Raw genomic sequence first — 14209 nt, 5'->3', positions numbered from 1 at the left:
GAGTCTGTATCCTCCGTGGCCTCCTCCGCGGCCGCGGGGGGGCCCCCCCCGGGGGGGGGGGGGGGGCCCCCCCCCCCCCCCCCCCTCTCCGTCGCTGTCGGACATCAGTCGCGCAGGGGACGGCCCTGCCCGTCGACGCCGCCGTTGACCAGGATCAGGATGCCGTCGATGAGGCCCCAGATGCCGCCGGCGCCGCAGGTCACCAGGCTCACCACGAGCTGGATCACGCCGGTCTTGGTGTCGCCCATGTAGAAACGCCCGGCGCCGAAGGTGCCGAGGAAGATGCCGAGGAGGCCCGCGACGAGCTTGCTCTTGTCGGAGACGCCCTGCGGGTACTGCTGATAAGGAGTGGTCATGGGGCGACACCCTAGTGATCCACTCACGTCCTGTCCGTACCGCCGTCCGAACTGTGGGACGATCGGGGTCGAATGTGTCCTGATGGCTGAGATGTCCTCTGCCATCGGTCCTGTCTATGCCTGACACATCGTCAGCACCGGCGGGCACCGGGTGCCACATTGTCGGCGCTGTGCGGCGGACGGCGCGCCTAGACTGCCGCCGACGGGACCGGTGGACCGCGGCGGCAACGGAGCCGGCGCGCACCGTGCGGTCGGGGTGGGACGCCCCGAAGAGAGGTGTCTGCATCGTGAAGGTCGGAATCCCCCGCGAGATCAAGAACCACGAGTACCGGGTGGCGATCACGCCCGCGGGCGTCAACGAGTTCACCCGCGGCGGTCATCAGGTCTTCGTCGAGTCCGGCGCCGGCGTCGGGTCCAGCATCACCGACGACGAGTTCGCCGCGGCCGGGGCGAAGATCCTGGCCACCGCCGACGAGGTGTGGGAGACCGCCGAGCTGGTGCTCAAGGTCAAGGAGCCGATCGCCGAGGAGTACCACCGGATGCGCGAGGGGCAGGTGCTGTTCACCTACCTGCACCTGGCCGCGTCCAAGGCGTGCACCGACGCGCTGATCGACCGGAAGGTCACCGGCATCGCGTACGAGACCGTCGAGCTTCCCGACCGGTCGCTGCCGCTGCTCGCCCCGATGTCCGAGGTGGCCGGTCGGCTCGCCCCGCAGGTCGGCGCGTACCACCTCCAGCGGCAGGGCGGCGGGCGAGGCATCCTGATGGGCGGCGTCTCCGGCGTGTACGCGGCGAAGACCGTGGTCATCGGCGCCGGCGTGTCCGGGATGAACGCCGCCGCGATCGCGCTCGGCCTGCAGGCCGAGGTGCTGCTGCTCGACAAGAACGTCGCCCGGTTGCGCCAGGCGGACGCCATCTACCGGGGCCACCTGCAGACGGTCGCCTCCAACGCGTACGAGATCGAACGGGCCGTGCTCGACGCGGACCTGGTCATCGGCGCGGTGCTGGTGCCCGGCGCGAAGGCCCCGACGCTGATCTCCAACGAGCTGGTCTCCCGGATGAAGCCGGGCAGCGTGCTGGTCGACATCTCCATCGACCAGGGGGGCTGCTTCGAGGACTCCCGCCCCACCACGCACGCCGAGCCGACGTACCAGGTACACGAGTCGATCTTCTACTGTGTGGCGAACATGCCCGGCGCGGTGCCGCACACCAGCACCTACGCGCTGACCAACGTCACCCTGCCGTACGCGCTGGAGCTGGCCAACCGGGACTGGCGCGACGCGCTGCGCCGCGACCCGGCCCTGGCGCTGGGCCTGAACACCCACGACGGGCGGGTCGTCTACGGCCCGGTCGCCGAGGCGCACGGCCTGCCGGCCCTGCCGCTGGACGAGGTGCTGGCCTGACCGACGACGCGCGGGGCGCGACGACCGACGGGGCCGGTTCGGGCGAGGAGCCCGCGCCGGCCCTGCGTCGCGCCGTGCGCGGCTACCTCGACCACCTCACCGTCGAACGTGGCCTGTCCGCGAACACGCTGTCGTCGTACCGTCGGGACCTGGAGCGCTACCTCGGGACGCTCGCCGCGGCCGGCGTCGCCGACCTGGCCGCCGTGGACGCCGGCCAGGTCGAGGCGCACCTGGCCCGGCTGCGCGCCGGCGACGACGACCACCCGCCGCTCGCCGTCTCCTCGGCGGCCCGGGCGGCCAGCGCCGTGCGCGGCCTGCACCGCTTCGCGCTTCGCGAAGGGCTGGCCGGCGTGGACCCGAGCCGCGACGTCCGGCCACCGGCACCGCCGCGCCGGCTGCCCCGGGCGCTCGCCGTCGACCAGGTGGTCCGGCTCCTGGAGACCGCCGGGTCGGTGGCCGCCACCGGCGAGGGCGCCGCGCTCGCGCTGCGCGACCGGGCTCTGCTGGAGTTCCTGTACGGCACCGGGGCGCGCATCTCCGAGGCCGTCGGCGCCGCCGTGGACGACCTGGACGCCGCCGAGGGGACGGTGCTGCTGCGCGGCAAGGGCGGCCGGACCCGCCTCGTTCCGGTCGGCGGGTACGCCGTCGAGGCGCTGCGCGCCTGGCTGGTGCGGGCCCGCCCCGGGCTGGTCGCCGCCGGCCGGGGCACCCCGGCGGTCTTCGTCAACGCGCGCGGGGCGGCGCTGACCCGGCAGGGCGCGTGGACCATCCTGCGCCGCACGGCCGAACGGGCGGGCCTGCCGGTGACCGGCTCCGCCGCGGTCTCCCCGCACACCCTGCGCCACTCGTACGCCACCCACCTGCTCGACGGCGGCGCCGACGTGCGGGTGGTGCAGGAGTTGCTCGGCCACGCCTCGGTGACCACCACCCAGGTGTACACGTTGGTCACCGTGGAGCGGCTGCGCGAGGTGTACGCCACCGCCCACCCCCGCGCCCGGGGCTGACCCGTTCCCGCGCGCGGCCGGTCCCGTCCACGGCCGGGCACAGCCCCGGCCGGCCCGACCGGTACGGCGTACCGGCCGACACGCCGTACCGGTGCCGATCGCCCTGCTGGCCGGTGGCGTACAGTCGGCATGGCGCGGACCTCGCGGGGTGGATGACCGGGGTGCGCCGCGGCGCCGCGAGGGACGTCGGACGGCTCCGACACCGGGTGGTCGTCGGGAGGGGGCAACGAGGACATGGCTGGCAACGGTGACCGTGCCGAGACCTGGACGTCGGAGCTCCGCGAGCAGCAGGCCACGCTCGGTGCGGGGCTCGGCCCGGCGGACCCGGCGGCCTACACGATGCGTAAGCCGATCCCCGAGCCGATGCCCACCGACCGGCACGGGCCGGCCCGGATCATCGCGATGGCCAACCAGAAGGGTGGCGTCGGCAAGACCACCACCACCATCAACCTGGGCGCAGCTCTGGCCGAGTACGGCCGCAAGGTGCTGCTGGTCGACTTCGACCCGCAGGGCGCCCTCTCGGTGGGGCTCGGGGTCAACCCGCACAACCTCGACCTGTCGGTCTACAACCTGCTGATGCAGGACGACGTCACCGCCGAGGACGTCCTGATCAAGACGGACGTGGCCGGCCTGCACCTGCTGCCCGCCAACATCGACCTCTCCGCCGCCGAGATACAGCTCGTCAACGAGGTCGCCCGGGAGATGGCCCTGGCCCGGGTGCTCAGGTCGATCCGCAAGGAGTACGACTACGTCCTGATCGACTGCCAGCCCTCGTTGGGCCTGCTGGCGATCAACGCGCTGACCGTGGCGCACGGCGTGCTCATCCCCCTCGAATGCGAGTTCTTCAGCCTCCGGGGCGTGGCCCTGCTGCTCGACACGATCGACAAGGTGCGTGAGCGGCTCAACTTCGACCTGGAGTTGGAGGGCATCCTCGCCACCATGTACGACAGCCGCACCACCCACTGCCGACAGGTGCTCCAGCGGGTGGTCGAGGCGTTCGGCGACAAGGTCTACCAGACGGTCATCACCAAGACGGTGAAGTTCCCGGAGTCCACGGTGGCCGGCGCCCCCATCACCACCCTCGACCCGGCCTCGTCCGGCGCCCGCAACTACCGCCAGCTCGCCCGCGAGGTGATCGCCCAGCAGGCGGAGCGGTAGCCCCGTGCGGCGTCGTCCCAGCGTGCGCCCTGGATCAGGGGCGTGCCTTCCCGCCGGGGCCCGGGGAGCGTGGACTACGGTCGTCCGGTGACCGCCCCGCCCCTCGACCCGCCCGCCACGCTCCCGCCCGCCGGGGCCGGGGCGGCCGTCGAGGTCGACGCCGCCGCGGCGACCGGGTTCACCGTCCGGCTGGACAACTTCACCGGCCCGTTCGACCTGCTGCTGCAACTGATCGGCAAGCACAAGCTCGATGTCACCGAGGTGGCCCTGCACCGGGTCACCGACGAGTTCATCGCCTACATCCGGGCCATGGGCGACCAGTGGGACCTGGACGAGGCCAGCGAGTTCCTGCTGATCGCGGCCACCCTGCTCGACCTGAAGGCGGCCCGGCTGCTGCCCGCCGCCGAGGTGGAGAACGAGGAGGACCTCGCTCTGCTGGAGGCGCGGGACCTGCTCTTCGCCCGGCTGTTGCAGTACAAGGCGTACAAGGAGGCGGCCGCGCACATCGCCGCGCTGGAGGCGGTCGGCGGCCGGCGGTATCCCCGGGCGGTGACCCTGGAGGCCCGGTACGCCGAGGCGCTGCCCGACCTGGTCCTCGGCATCGGCCCGGAGCGGCTGCTCCGGATCGCCGTCAGGGCGATGACCCCGAAGTCGGCGCCCGAGGTGTCCATCGCGCACGTGCACATGGTCCGGGTCAGCGTCCGCGAGCACGCCGCGATCCTCGCCGAGCGGCTGCGCCGGGCCGGCACCGCGACCTTCTCGCTCCTCTGCGCCGACTGCGAGGCCACCCTGGAGGTGGTGGCCAGGTTCCTGGCCCTGCTGGAGCTGTACCGGGAGGGCCTGGTCTCCTTCGTTCAGGAGCAGGCCCTGGAGGAGCTGACGGTCCGCTGGACCGGCCCGGCCGACGGAGCCGCCGACCTGCACGTCGACGAGTACGCCGGCACCCCGCCCGAGCCGGTCGCCGTGCCGCCCGACGGAGTCGGCGCGGCGCAGGGCGAGGCGCGGGGCGAGGCGCGGGACGAGGCGCGGGACGAGGCGACGACGGAGGAGCGACCGGAATGAGCGAAGAGGAACGCCGTGACTCCCTGGCCGACCAGGCCGCCGCCTGGGTCCCACCCTGGGAGCGCCCCGCCCAGCCCCGCCCGGAACCCCCCGCACCCGTCGCCCCCGACCAGACTTCGGGAGATCCTGGAAGCCGACGGCCCCCCGGGGGGCCGAATCCCTCCAAGATCTCCGACGGCGTCGCCGCGGCAGCGGACCCTGGCGCGGATCGGCACCTCCAGGGGGCGGGAACGTTCAGGGGCACCGACGCGGGCACACCGGGGGAGGACGTGGCCGCCCCCGAGGCCCTCGCCGCAGGCGGAGCGAGTGGTGGAGCGGGTGATGGGGCGAGTGGCGGTGGCGGGGTCGGCGGTGCTCCCGAGGGGGGCGCGCCGAGGCGGGGGCGGCGGAGAGCACCCGAGCCGCCCCCGGCCGTGGTGCTCGACGACGCGGAGCTGCGCGGCGCCTTGGAGGCGATCCTGCTGGTGGTGGACGAGCCGGTCGGCGAGTTGACCCTCGCCCAGGTGCTGGAGCAGTCCCCCGAGCGGATCGGCCCGGTGCTCGACGACATCGCGGCCGGCTACACCGCCGCCGGGCACGGCTTCGAGCTGCGCCGGGCGGCCGGCGGCTGGCGGTTGTACACCCGGCCGGAATACGCTACGTACGTCGAGCGGTTCGTGCTGGACGGGCAGTCGGTCCGGCTGACCCAGGCGGCGCTGGAGACACTGGCCGTGGTGGCGTACAAGCAGCCGGTGACCCGGTCGCGGATCTCGGCCATCCGGGGTGTCAACTGCGACGGGGTGATCCGTACGCTGGTCTCCCGCGGCCTGGTCGAGGAGTGCGGCACCGAACCGGACAGCGCGGCGTTCCTCTACCGGACCACCACGATGTTCCTGGAAAAGCTGGGGCTGAACTCCGTCGACGAGCTGCCGCCGCTCGCCCCTTTCCTCCCCGACGACGTAGAAGAGCTTGCCGATGCCACGCGATGACCGTGCCCCCAAAACCGACGCGCCCGTCTTCGAGGGGGCCGAACGCCTCCAGAAGGTCCTGGCCGCCGCCGGCGTGGGCTCCCGGCGTGCCTGCGAAGACCTGATCTTCCGCCGCCGGATCACGGTGAACGGCCGGGTGGCCCAGCTCGGCGACCGGGCCGACCCGACCCGCGACGTCATCCACGTCGACGGCGAGCGCCTCCAGGCCGACACCCGCCTGGTGTACCTGGCGATGAACAAGCCGCGCGGGGTGGTTTCCACCATGGCGGACGAGAAGGGACGCGCCGCGCTGTCGGACTTCATCAGCAACCGGGTGGAGCAGCGGGTCTACCACGTCGGGCGGCTCGACGCGGACAGCGAGGGCCTGCTGCTGCTCACCAACGACGGCACCCTCGCCCACCGGCTCATGCACCCGTCGTACGGGGTGTCGAAGACGTACCTGTGCGAGGTGGCCGGGCCGATCCCGCGCAGCCTCGGCAGGCGGCTGGCGGCCGGGATCGAGCTGGAGGACGGCCCCGTGACGGTGGACTCCTTCAAGGTGGTCGACACCCTGGGCAAGACCGCCCAGGTGGAGCTGACCCTGCACGAGGGGCGCAAGCACATCGTCCGGCGCCTGCTGGACGAGGTCGGGCACCCGGTGGCCCGGCTGGTGCGTACCGCGATCGGGCCGATCCGCCTCGGCGACCTGCGCGCCGGGCGGACCCGCAGGCTCACCAACGCGGAGGTCGCCGCCCTGTTCAAGGCCGTGGGTGACTGACCCCGCGGTACGGGGTACCACAACCGGTAGGCTTCCGTGGCGCCCCGGACGGGGCGCACGGTGGCGTGGGTCGCCACCGGCGGCGTCGCGCGCGGCCACAATGCCGGCCGTGGGCATCATTGACGACGACGACAACCGCTTGCGACGGGCCGCCGGGCCCCGCGAGGCACGGGCTGAGGAGGATCACGGTGGAGGAAAACGTACGGGCCGGGCGCTGCGTGGTAGCTGTGGACGGGCCGTCCGGTTCGGGTAAGTCCACCGTTTCCCGGCGGCTCGCCACCGGGCTCGACGCCCGCTATCTGGACACCGGCGCGATGTACCGGGCGATCACCTGGGCGGTCCTGCGCTCCGGGGTCGACCTGACCGACGCCGCCGCGGTGGGCAAGGTCGCCGCCGAGGTCGACCTGCGCATCGGCACCGACCCCCAGGGGTACGGGGTGACCGCTGACGGGGCGACCGTCGACCGGGAGATCCGGGGTCCCGAGGTCACCGCCGCGGTCTCCGCCGTGGCCGCCGTGCCGGCGGTGCGAGCGCTGCTGGTGGCCCGGCAGCGGGAGCTGATCGCCAAGGCCGGCCGGATCGTGGTCGAGGGCCGGGACATCGGCTCGGTCGTCGCGCCGGACGCGGACCTGAAGGTCTACCTGACCGCTTCCGAGGTGGCCCGCGCCCAGCGGCGCAGCGCCGAGGACGCCGCCGACGTGGCCGCCACGGCCGCCGACCTGGCCCGCCGGGATCAGCTCGACTCGACCCGCAAGGCCGACCCGTTGCAGCAGACGGCCGACGCGGTGGTGCTGGACACCACCGAGCTGGGCATCGACGAGGTCGTCGACCGGCTGCGCTCGCTGCTGACCGAGCGGGGAGTGGCATGACCACCGACGAGGGCTGGGTGGAGCTGCGCGAGCCGGACGTCGACGCCGAGGAGCCGACCGGGCCCGTGCCGGTGGTGGCCGTGGTGGGACGTCCCAACGTCGGCAAGTCCACCCTGGTGAACCGGATCATCGGTCGCCGGCAGGCGGTCGTGGAGGACATTCCGGGGGTGACCCGGGACCGGGTCCCGTACGACGCGCAGTGGTCCGGCCGGGCGTTCACCGTGGTGGACACGGGCGGTTGGGAGCCGGACGCGAAGGACCGGGCCGCGGCGATCGCCGCGCAGGCCGAGATCGCCGTCGTCACCGCCGACGTGGTGCTGTTCGTGGTCGACGCCATGGTCGGCCCCACCGACGTGGACGAGGCCGCGGTGAAGATGCTGCGGCGCAGCGCGAAGCCGGTGATCCTGGTGGCCAACAAGGCCGACAACACCTCGATCGAGATGGAGGCGACGTCGCTCTGGTCGCTCGGGCTGGGCGAGCCGTACCCGGTCTCCGCGCTGCACGGTCGGGGCTCCGGCGACCTGCTCGACAAGATCCTGCAGGCGCTGCCCGAGGCGCCGGCGATCGTGGAGAACCGCCCGCGCGGCCCGCGCCGGGTGGCGCTGGTGGGTCGGCCCAACGTGGGCAAGTCCAGCCTGCTCAACCGGTTCTCCGGTGAGGAGCGGGCGGTCGTCGACTCGGTCGCCGGCACCACCGTCGACCCGGTGGACAGCCTGGTCACCATCGGCGGGGAGACCTGGCAGCTGGTGGACACGGCCGGGCTGCGCAAGCGGGTCGGCAGGGCCAGCGGCACCGAGTACTACGCCAGCCTGCGGACTGCCGGGGCGATCGAGGCCGCCGAGGTGGCGGTGGTGCTGCTCGACTCCAGCGAGCCGATCAGCGAGCAGGACCAGCGGATCCTGGCCATGGTCACCGAGTCCGGCCGCGCGCTGGTGATCGCCTTCAACAAGTGGGACCTGGTCGACGGCGACCGCCGGTACTACCTGGACAAGGAGATCGAGCGGGAGTTGCGCCGCATCCCGTGGGCGCTGCGGCTGAACCTGTCGGCGATGACCGGCCGCGCGGTCGACAAACTCGCCCCGTCGCTGCGCAAGGCCCTGGCGAGCTGGGAGACCCGGGTGCCGACCGCCCAGCTCAACCAGTGGCTGACCGCGCTGGTGCAGGCGACCCCGCACCCGATCCGCGGCGGTCGGGCGCCAAAGATCCTCTTCGCCACCCAGGCGGGCGTCGCCCCGCCGCGGTTCGTGCTCTTCACCACCGCGCCCCTGGACGCCGGCTACCAGCGCTTCGTCGAGCGCAAGCTCCGTGAGGAGTTCGGCTTCGAGGGCAGCCCGGTGGAGATCTCGGTACGCCCGCGAAAGAAGCTCGGCCCGGGCGGCCGGGGCAAGGCGCACGGCTGACCCTCATTCGTAGGACCTGAAGCCGGGCGGGGCACGTGGCCCCGCCCGGCTTCTCCGTCCTCCCCACCACCCCACCCTCCTAGGACGCCTTAGGGGGTGTGAGCGGCGGAGGCAGACGGGGGCGATGCGCGCGCGGGGAAGATCGTGCGCTAAGCTGTAGCGGCTGTCGCAGGGAGAAAGAACACCGTGCGGGAGCAATCGGGACGTGGCGCAGCTTGGTAGCGCACTTGACTGGGGGTCAAGGGGTCGTCGGTTCGAATCCGGCCGTCCCGACAGTAAAGCAGCAGGTCAGGGCCTTGATTCACTTCGGTGAGTTGAGGCCTTCTTGCTGTTCCGTCTCACAATTCATCACGTACGCGCGTACTGCTGAATTTCGGGCGCCGGAGTCACCCGAACAGCCCTGATTCGAGGTGCTCGGCCGCCACCGGCCAAGGAACAGGGCCTGTCGCTGACTGGCCCGGACGGGCTGCTCAAGCAGTTGACCAAGACGGTCCTGGAGACCGCGTTGAACGAGGAGATGACCGAGCACCTCGGCTACGAAAAGCACGACCAGGCCGGCGCCGGCGCGGGCAACATTCGTAACGGCACGCGTTCGAAGACGGTGCTGACCGAGGCCAACGGGGTGGTGCAGATCGACGTGCCGCGAGACCGGGCTGGCACGTTCACCCCGCAGATCGTTCGCAAGCGGCAGCGGCGCCTGTCCGGCGTCGACGAGGTCGTGTTGTCGTTGTATGCCAAAGGCCTCACGACCGGGGAGATCTCAGCCCACTTCGCCGAGATCTACGGCGCCTCGGTCAGCAAGGAGACGATCTCCCGGATCACCGACAAGGTCATCGAGGAGATGACCGACTGGCCCCACCGGCCCCTGGATGAGATCTACGCGGCGGTGTTCATCGACGCCATCGTGGTCAAGGTCCGCGACGGGCAGGTCGCGAACCGGCCGTTCTACGCCGCGATCGGAGTCACCCTCGACGGCGAGAAGGACATCCTCGGACTGTGGGCCGGCACCGGCGGTGAGGGCGCGAAGTTCTGGATGAGCGTGCTGACCGACCTGCGCAACCGAGGCGTCAAGGACGTGTTCTTCCTCGTCTGCGACGGCCTCAAAGGCCTGCCCGAGGTCGTGACGAACGTGTGGCCCCGCACCGTGGTCCAGACCTGCATCATCCATCTGATCCGCAACACCTTCCGGCTGACGTCCCGCCGCTACTGGGACGAGTTGAAGCGGGACATCAAGCCGATCTACACCGCCGTCAACGCGCAGGCTGCCCGGGTGGCGTTCGACGACCTGGCCGACAAGTGGGGCGGGCGGTATCCGGCGGTGATCCGCCTGTGGGACAACGCCTGGGCGGAATTCATCCCGTTCCTCGACTACGACCTGGAGATCCGCACCGTCATCTGCTCCACCAACGCGATCGAGTCGCTCAACGCCCGCTACCGGCGGGCGGTGAAGGCCCGCGGCCACTTCCCCAACGAGCTGGCCGCGTTGAAGTGTCTGTACCTGGTGACCCGCTCCCTGGACCCCACCGGCACAGGCAGAACCCGATGGACGATGCGCTGAAAACCCGCGTTGAACGCCTTCGCCATCACCTTCAGCGACCGCTTCCCAGCCGCTGAAACCTACTAACCAAGATCGCCGGAAACACCCTTAGCGAGACAGGCCCGTACTAACCGGTACGGCAAGTTAGGTGGCGAGTCCTGACTTGTAGGCGAAGACGACTGCCTGGGCGCGGTCGTGGGCATCGATCTTGGCGAAGATGCGTTTGACGTAAGTCTTCGCGGTCGACTCCGCGATGGTCAGGCTGTCGGCGATCTCAGAGTTGGAATAGCCCTCGGCGATGAGGTGCAGGACCTGCCGTTCCCGGTCGGTGAGCTGGGCGAGGCGCCCGTCTCGAAGGGCTGGCGGTTCGACCGTGTCGGCGATGAACTGGCCGATCAGCGCGCGCGTCACCGCCGGATCCAGCAGGGCGTCACCCGCGGCGACGGTCTGCACGGCGTCGATGAGGCGCTCCGGAGAGGCCCGCTTCAGCAAGAAGCCGCTGGCCCCGGCGCGCAACGCGCCCCACACATACTCGTCGTGCTGGAACGTCGTCAGCACCAGAATCCGGCACGGCAGGTCCTCGGCGACGATCCGGCGGGTCGCTTCGATGCCGTCGACGCCCGGCATCCGCACGTCCATCAGCACGACGTCGGGCAGCAGGGCGCGAGCAAGAGTCACTGCTTCCAGCCCGTCAGCGGCCTGGCCGACCACGATCAGGCCTTCGGCGCTGGCGAGGACCGCGACAAGCCCGGCCCGCAGCAGGGCGTCGTCGTCTGCAAGGAGCACCCGTACCGTCATGAGTGGGGCAGGGGGATCGTCGCGACGAGGCGAAACCCGCCGAGCTCGCTGCATCCATGGCGGACGGTGCCGCCGAACATCGCCACGCGCTCCGCGATCCCCAGCAGTCCCCGGCCCAGCACGTAGCCGTCGGGTGCGCCGACGCCGTCGTCGTCGACCTCGATCCGCAGCGCCCGACCGGTACGCCGCACGTCAACTTGCACCGCGTTCGCCTGGCTGTGGCGGACCACGTTGGTCAGAGCTTCCTGCACGATGCGGTACGCCGAAAGGTCAAGGCTGCCCGTCACCGCCAGCAGCTGCGAGTCAACCCGGACGATGGCCCGCACGCCGGCGTCCCCCATCCGTCGCGCCAGGTCTGGCACGTCCGCGAGGCCTGGCTGCGGCTCGGGCGCACCATCGGCAGGACGGTCGTCGGCGCGCAGCAGGTCCAGCATCCGGTCGAGTTCGGTGAGGGCCTGCCGTCCGGTCTCTTCGAGGCCGCCGAGGAGGTCGCGGGCCTGGGCGGGGTCGCCGTCCACGTGCCGGCGAGCGGCGCCTGCCTGCACCAGCATCACGGTCACCGTGTGACCGATCAGGTCGTGCAGTTCGCGGGCCATGCGGGTGCGTTCCTCGGCGATCGCGAGGGTACGCTCGCGATCCCGCGCGGCCCGCTGCTCGTCACGGCGCCGGGCAGCGACATATCCGGTCGCCCAGGTGAGCAGCCAGAAGCAGAGCACCCCGACGGGTTGGGTCGTCGACGTAGCGTCGCTCGCCGCGAAGTATGTGAGCATCGCCGGGACCACGATCACCGGACCCCACCAGGACCGCCGGCGGCTGCCGTAGAGGGCGAGGGAGTAGAGGCCGACAAGGTTGGCGTACGGGGAGACCTGGCTGGCACTGAACGCCACGACATCCGCCGTCAGTGCGGCGGAACCGGCCAGAAACGCCGCCAGTGGCAGCCGCCGGCGCACGACGACCGCCCCGGCGATGACCGCCCCGAGTGGCAGCGAGGCGTCTAGACCTCGCTCGGCCACCATCGCAGCGAACAGCCCGACGCCGAGCGCGGCGTCCACCGCGACAGCGAGCCGAGCCCGGGCCATCATCCTCACGATAAGATCATTTCAGGAGAGGACGAGTGCGAGCAACACAACGGTGAACACGACGCTCTGCGCCGAGTGGGAGATGATGCCGAACAATGCGGTCTGCCAGCGTCGGCTCGTCCACGCCATGACCAGCCCGCCCGCGACCGCATCCGGGATCGACCACGGCTGGTGCAGGTGGTACAGCCCGAACAGCACGGCGTTGACCAGCCACGAGGAGTTTCCGAACGCGGCTTCCATGCGGGGCAGCAGCACGCCGCGGAACAGCAGCTCCTCCCCGAGGACGGTGTTGAACAGGAACATCGTCACGATGAGCGCGAACAGGCCCCAATTGCCGCGGAACGCGTCCTGCCCTTCCTCGGTGCCGAGGAACGCTCCGAAGCTGCGCCGCACCGGTTCAGTCAGAGGGATCGGCAGCGCTTCAGTCGCCGCGACGGCAATGACGGCGACCAGGGCCCACCACCACAGCCGCCCTCCCCGCCGCCCGGTCTTAGGGTCGGTCGGCCTGCCCAGCCAGAGCGCCTCACGCACCACCGACCAGCGCAGAGTCCCCTGCTCATGAGCGACGAGACCAGCGACGAGCAGAAACTGCCAGACAAGCCCCACAGTGAGCGCCCCGACAAGGGCGATGGCGAAGTCCTGGGCAGACGGACCGGCAATCGCCGGCGCGACGACCCAAGCGAGCAGACCCATGGGCACGGCCGCGGCGGCCCAGACGGCTAGCACCACAGCCTTGGAATATTGCCGGACAGGGCGGGCCAGTTGCGGTTGTTTGACGACGGTCATGACAGAACTCCCTGATAGTTGCCGCCGACGGCAGCTCGCAAGACCTAAAGTAGGCCTCGCGGGAGCCCAGCCCATCCCCCATCGGAGGACACCGGGCATACCCCCACAGGGGACGGTGACAAAACGCGGTACCCGGCGGATTCGACCTCCAGCACCTTTACGCACGTCAGCGACGGCCGCCGCCGCCGTTTCGAGTGTCGCGACCCTGCCGGCCGGGATCAGCCCCGCTTGCAATCAGCGCTGCCAGCCGTTTACAACTCCTAACTCTTTGAGCGTTGGAGTCGGCGCCAGCAGATGATGGCGCAGGCGAGGGTGAGGAAGGGCTTCGTGGATGTCGTCGCGGATCTCCCAGCGGATACGTAGGCGGCGGAACCAGTACAGCAGGGCGATGGTCTGCTCGACGACCCACCGTCGGGTGCCGAGTCCGGAGCCGTGGCCGACGCCGCGGCGGGCGATGACCGGGGTGATGCCCTTGGCCCGTAGTTGGCGGCGGTAGCAGTCGTAGTCGTAGCCGCGGTCGGCGTAGAGCCGCTGCGGTCGTTGCCGGGGTCGGCCGCGGATGCCCTTGATCCGTGGGACTTTGCCGACCAGGGGCATCAGTTGGGTGACGTCGTGGCGGTTGCCGCCGGTCAGGCTGACGGCGAGGGGAATGCCGCCCGCGTCGGTGATGACGTGGTGTTTCGAGCCTGGCTTGCGGCGGTCGACCGGGCTCGGACCGGTTTTGGGCCGCCTTTGAGCGTCCGGATGTGGGAGCCGTCGATCACCGCCCTCGACATGTCGGGTTGCCCGGTGGCCCGGAGTTTGCCGAGTAGGATCTCGTGCAGTTGTTGCCAGACGCCGGCGTCGTTCCAGTCCCGCAGCCTTCGCCAGCAGGTCATTCCTGAGCCGAACCCAAGCTCCATGGACAGAACACCTAGGCGAAGGGGCCAGAGCCTAGGGGCTCTTTCACCGGACGGGGTCGCGCTAGCCACCACCATAGTCCAGCATCCGTACAAACCAAGAACGTCTTCCCCCGGCGCACGGCCGCTGCCT

At 71.2% G+C, this 14209-nt stretch carries 12 protein-coding genes, 1 tRNA gene and 2 pseudogenes; 10 read left to right on the top strand and 5 right to left on the bottom strand.

Annotated features, from left to right (window positions below; all coding sequences use genetic code 11):
* Window positions 1-104: 104 nt before the first annotated feature.
* Window positions 105-461, bottom strand: coding sequence for a TM2 domain-containing protein (locus tag ABT023_RS24675; protein WP_350888770.1), 357 nt, complete (start codon window positions 459-461; stop codon window positions 105-107).
* Between the two features lie 182 nt (window positions 462-643).
* Between ABT023_RS24675 and ald the strand changes: the two genes are divergently transcribed.
* From ald to ABT023_RS24625, 10 genes and pseudogenes are all read left to right on the top strand, one after another.
* Window positions 644-1759, top strand: coding sequence for an alanine dehydrogenase (gene ald / locus ABT023_RS24670; RefSeq protein ID WP_350888769.1), 1116 nt, complete (start codon window positions 644-646; stop codon window positions 1757-1759).
* The gene (locus ABT023_RS24665) at window positions 1756-2763 is read left to right on the top strand and encodes a site-specific tyrosine recombinase XerD (RefSeq protein WP_350888771.1); all 1008 of its coding nucleotides are present in this window, start codon (window positions 1756-1758) and stop codon (window positions 2761-2763) included. The genes ald and ABT023_RS24665 overlap by 4 nt, the downstream gene beginning before the upstream one ends.
* Before the next feature lie 234 nt (window positions 2764-2997).
* Window positions 2998-3921 carry a ParA family protein gene (locus ABT023_RS24660; protein ID WP_161692532.1) on the top strand — a complete coding sequence of 308 codons (924 nt, stop codon included), beginning with the start codon at window positions 2998-3000 and terminating at the stop codon, window positions 3919-3921.
* A gap of 87 nt (window positions 3922-4008) precedes the next feature.
* The gene (locus tag ABT023_RS24655; protein ID WP_502890751.1) at window positions 4009-4983 is read left to right on the top strand and encodes a segregation and condensation protein A; all 975 of its coding nucleotides are present in this window, start codon (window positions 4009-4011) and stop codon (window positions 4981-4983) included.
* Window positions 4980-5951, top strand: coding sequence for an SMC-Scp complex subunit ScpB (gene scpB, locus ABT023_RS24650; RefSeq protein WP_350888767.1), 972 nt, complete (start codon window positions 4980-4982; stop codon window positions 5949-5951). Before ABT023_RS24655 ends, scpB begins: the two co-directional genes overlap by 4 nt.
* The gene (locus tag ABT023_RS24645) at window positions 5938-6708 is read left to right on the top strand and encodes a pseudouridine synthase (RefSeq protein ID WP_350888766.1); all 771 of its coding nucleotides are present in this window, start codon (window positions 5938-5940) and stop codon (window positions 6706-6708) included. The genes scpB and ABT023_RS24645 overlap by 14 nt, the downstream gene beginning before the upstream one ends.
* Before the next feature lie 188 nt (window positions 6709-6896).
* Window positions 6897-7577, top strand: coding sequence for a (d)CMP kinase (cmk, locus tag ABT023_RS24640; RefSeq protein ID WP_350888765.1), 681 nt, complete (start codon window positions 6897-6899; stop codon window positions 7575-7577).
* Window positions 7574-8977 (top strand): ribosome biogenesis GTPase Der, encoded by a 1404-nt coding sequence (gene der, locus ABT023_RS24635; protein WP_350888764.1) that lies wholly within the window; start codon window positions 7574-7576, stop codon window positions 8975-8977. Before cmk ends, der begins: the two co-directional genes overlap by 4 nt.
* A 199-nt stretch (window positions 8978-9176) precedes the next feature.
* Window positions 9177-9250 (top strand) — tRNA-Pro (locus ABT023_RS24630).
* A 97-nt stretch (window positions 9251-9347) separates the two neighbouring features.
* A pseudogene (locus ABT023_RS24625) lies at window positions 9348-10601 on the top strand (IS256 family transposase).
* Window positions 10602-10658: 57 nt separating this feature from the next.
* On the opposite strand, the gene ABT023_RS24620 reads toward ABT023_RS24625, so the two are convergent.
* From ABT023_RS24620 to ABT023_RS24605, 4 genes and pseudogenes are all read right to left on the bottom strand, one after another.
* Window positions 10659-11312 carry a response regulator gene (locus ABT023_RS24620; protein WP_350888763.1) on the bottom strand — a complete coding sequence of 218 codons (654 nt, stop codon included), beginning with the start codon at window positions 11310-11312 and terminating at the stop codon, window positions 10659-10661.
* A complete protein-coding gene (locus tag ABT023_RS24615; protein ID WP_350888762.1) occupies window positions 11309-12364 on the bottom strand; it encodes a sensor histidine kinase in 1056 nt (351 codons plus the stop codon). Before ABT023_RS24615 ends, ABT023_RS24620 begins: the two co-directional genes overlap by 4 nt.
* Before the next feature lie 48 nt (window positions 12365-12412).
* Complete coding sequence (locus tag ABT023_RS24610; RefSeq protein WP_350888761.1) at window positions 12413-13177, bottom strand: CPBP family intramembrane glutamic endopeptidase; 765 nt, start codon at window positions 13175-13177, stop codon at window positions 12413-12415.
* A gap of 260 nt (window positions 13178-13437) precedes the next feature.
* A pseudogene (locus ABT023_RS24605) lies at window positions 13438-14061 on the bottom strand (IS5 family transposase); the annotation flags it as partial.
* Window positions 14062-14209 lie beyond the last annotated feature (148 nt).

Origin of the sequence: Micromonospora sp. NPDC002296 (assembly GCF_040296145.1) — a bacterium.
Classification (GTDB): domain Bacteria; phylum Actinomycetota; class Actinomycetes; order Mycobacteriales; family Micromonosporaceae; genus Micromonospora.
The sequence above is the reverse complement of the archived record's forward strand: the minus strand, read 5'-3'. Positions and strand labels throughout refer to the sequence as shown.

Excerpts from the sequence above, each read along its gene's own strand:
- ABT023_RS24675 (WP_350888770.1), bottom strand. The coding sequence starts at position 461 with ATGGCAGAGGACATCTCAGCCATCAGGACACATTCGACCCCGATCGTC.
- ABT023_RS24660 (WP_161692532.1), top strand. The coding sequence starts at position 2,998 with ATGGCTGGCAACGGTGACCGTGCCGAGACCTGGACGTCGGAGCTCCGC.
- scpB (WP_350888767.1), top strand. The coding sequence starts at position 4,980 with ATGAGCGAAGAGGAACGCCGTGACTCCCTGGCCGACCAGGCCGCCGCC.
- ABT023_RS24645 (WP_350888766.1), top strand. The coding sequence starts at position 5,938 with ATGCCACGCGATGACCGTGCCCCCAAAACCGACGCGCCCGTCTTCGAG.
- der (WP_350888764.1), top strand. The coding sequence starts at position 7,574 with ATGACCACCGACGAGGGCTGGGTGGAGCTGCGCGAGCCGGACGTCGAC.
- ABT023_RS24620 (WP_350888763.1), bottom strand. The coding sequence starts at position 11,312 with ATGACGGTACGGGTGCTCCTTGCAGACGACGACGCCCTGCTGCGGGCC.
- ABT023_RS24610 (WP_350888761.1), bottom strand. The coding sequence starts at position 13,177 with ATGACCGTCGTCAAACAACCGCAACTGGCCCGCCCTGTCCGGCAATAT.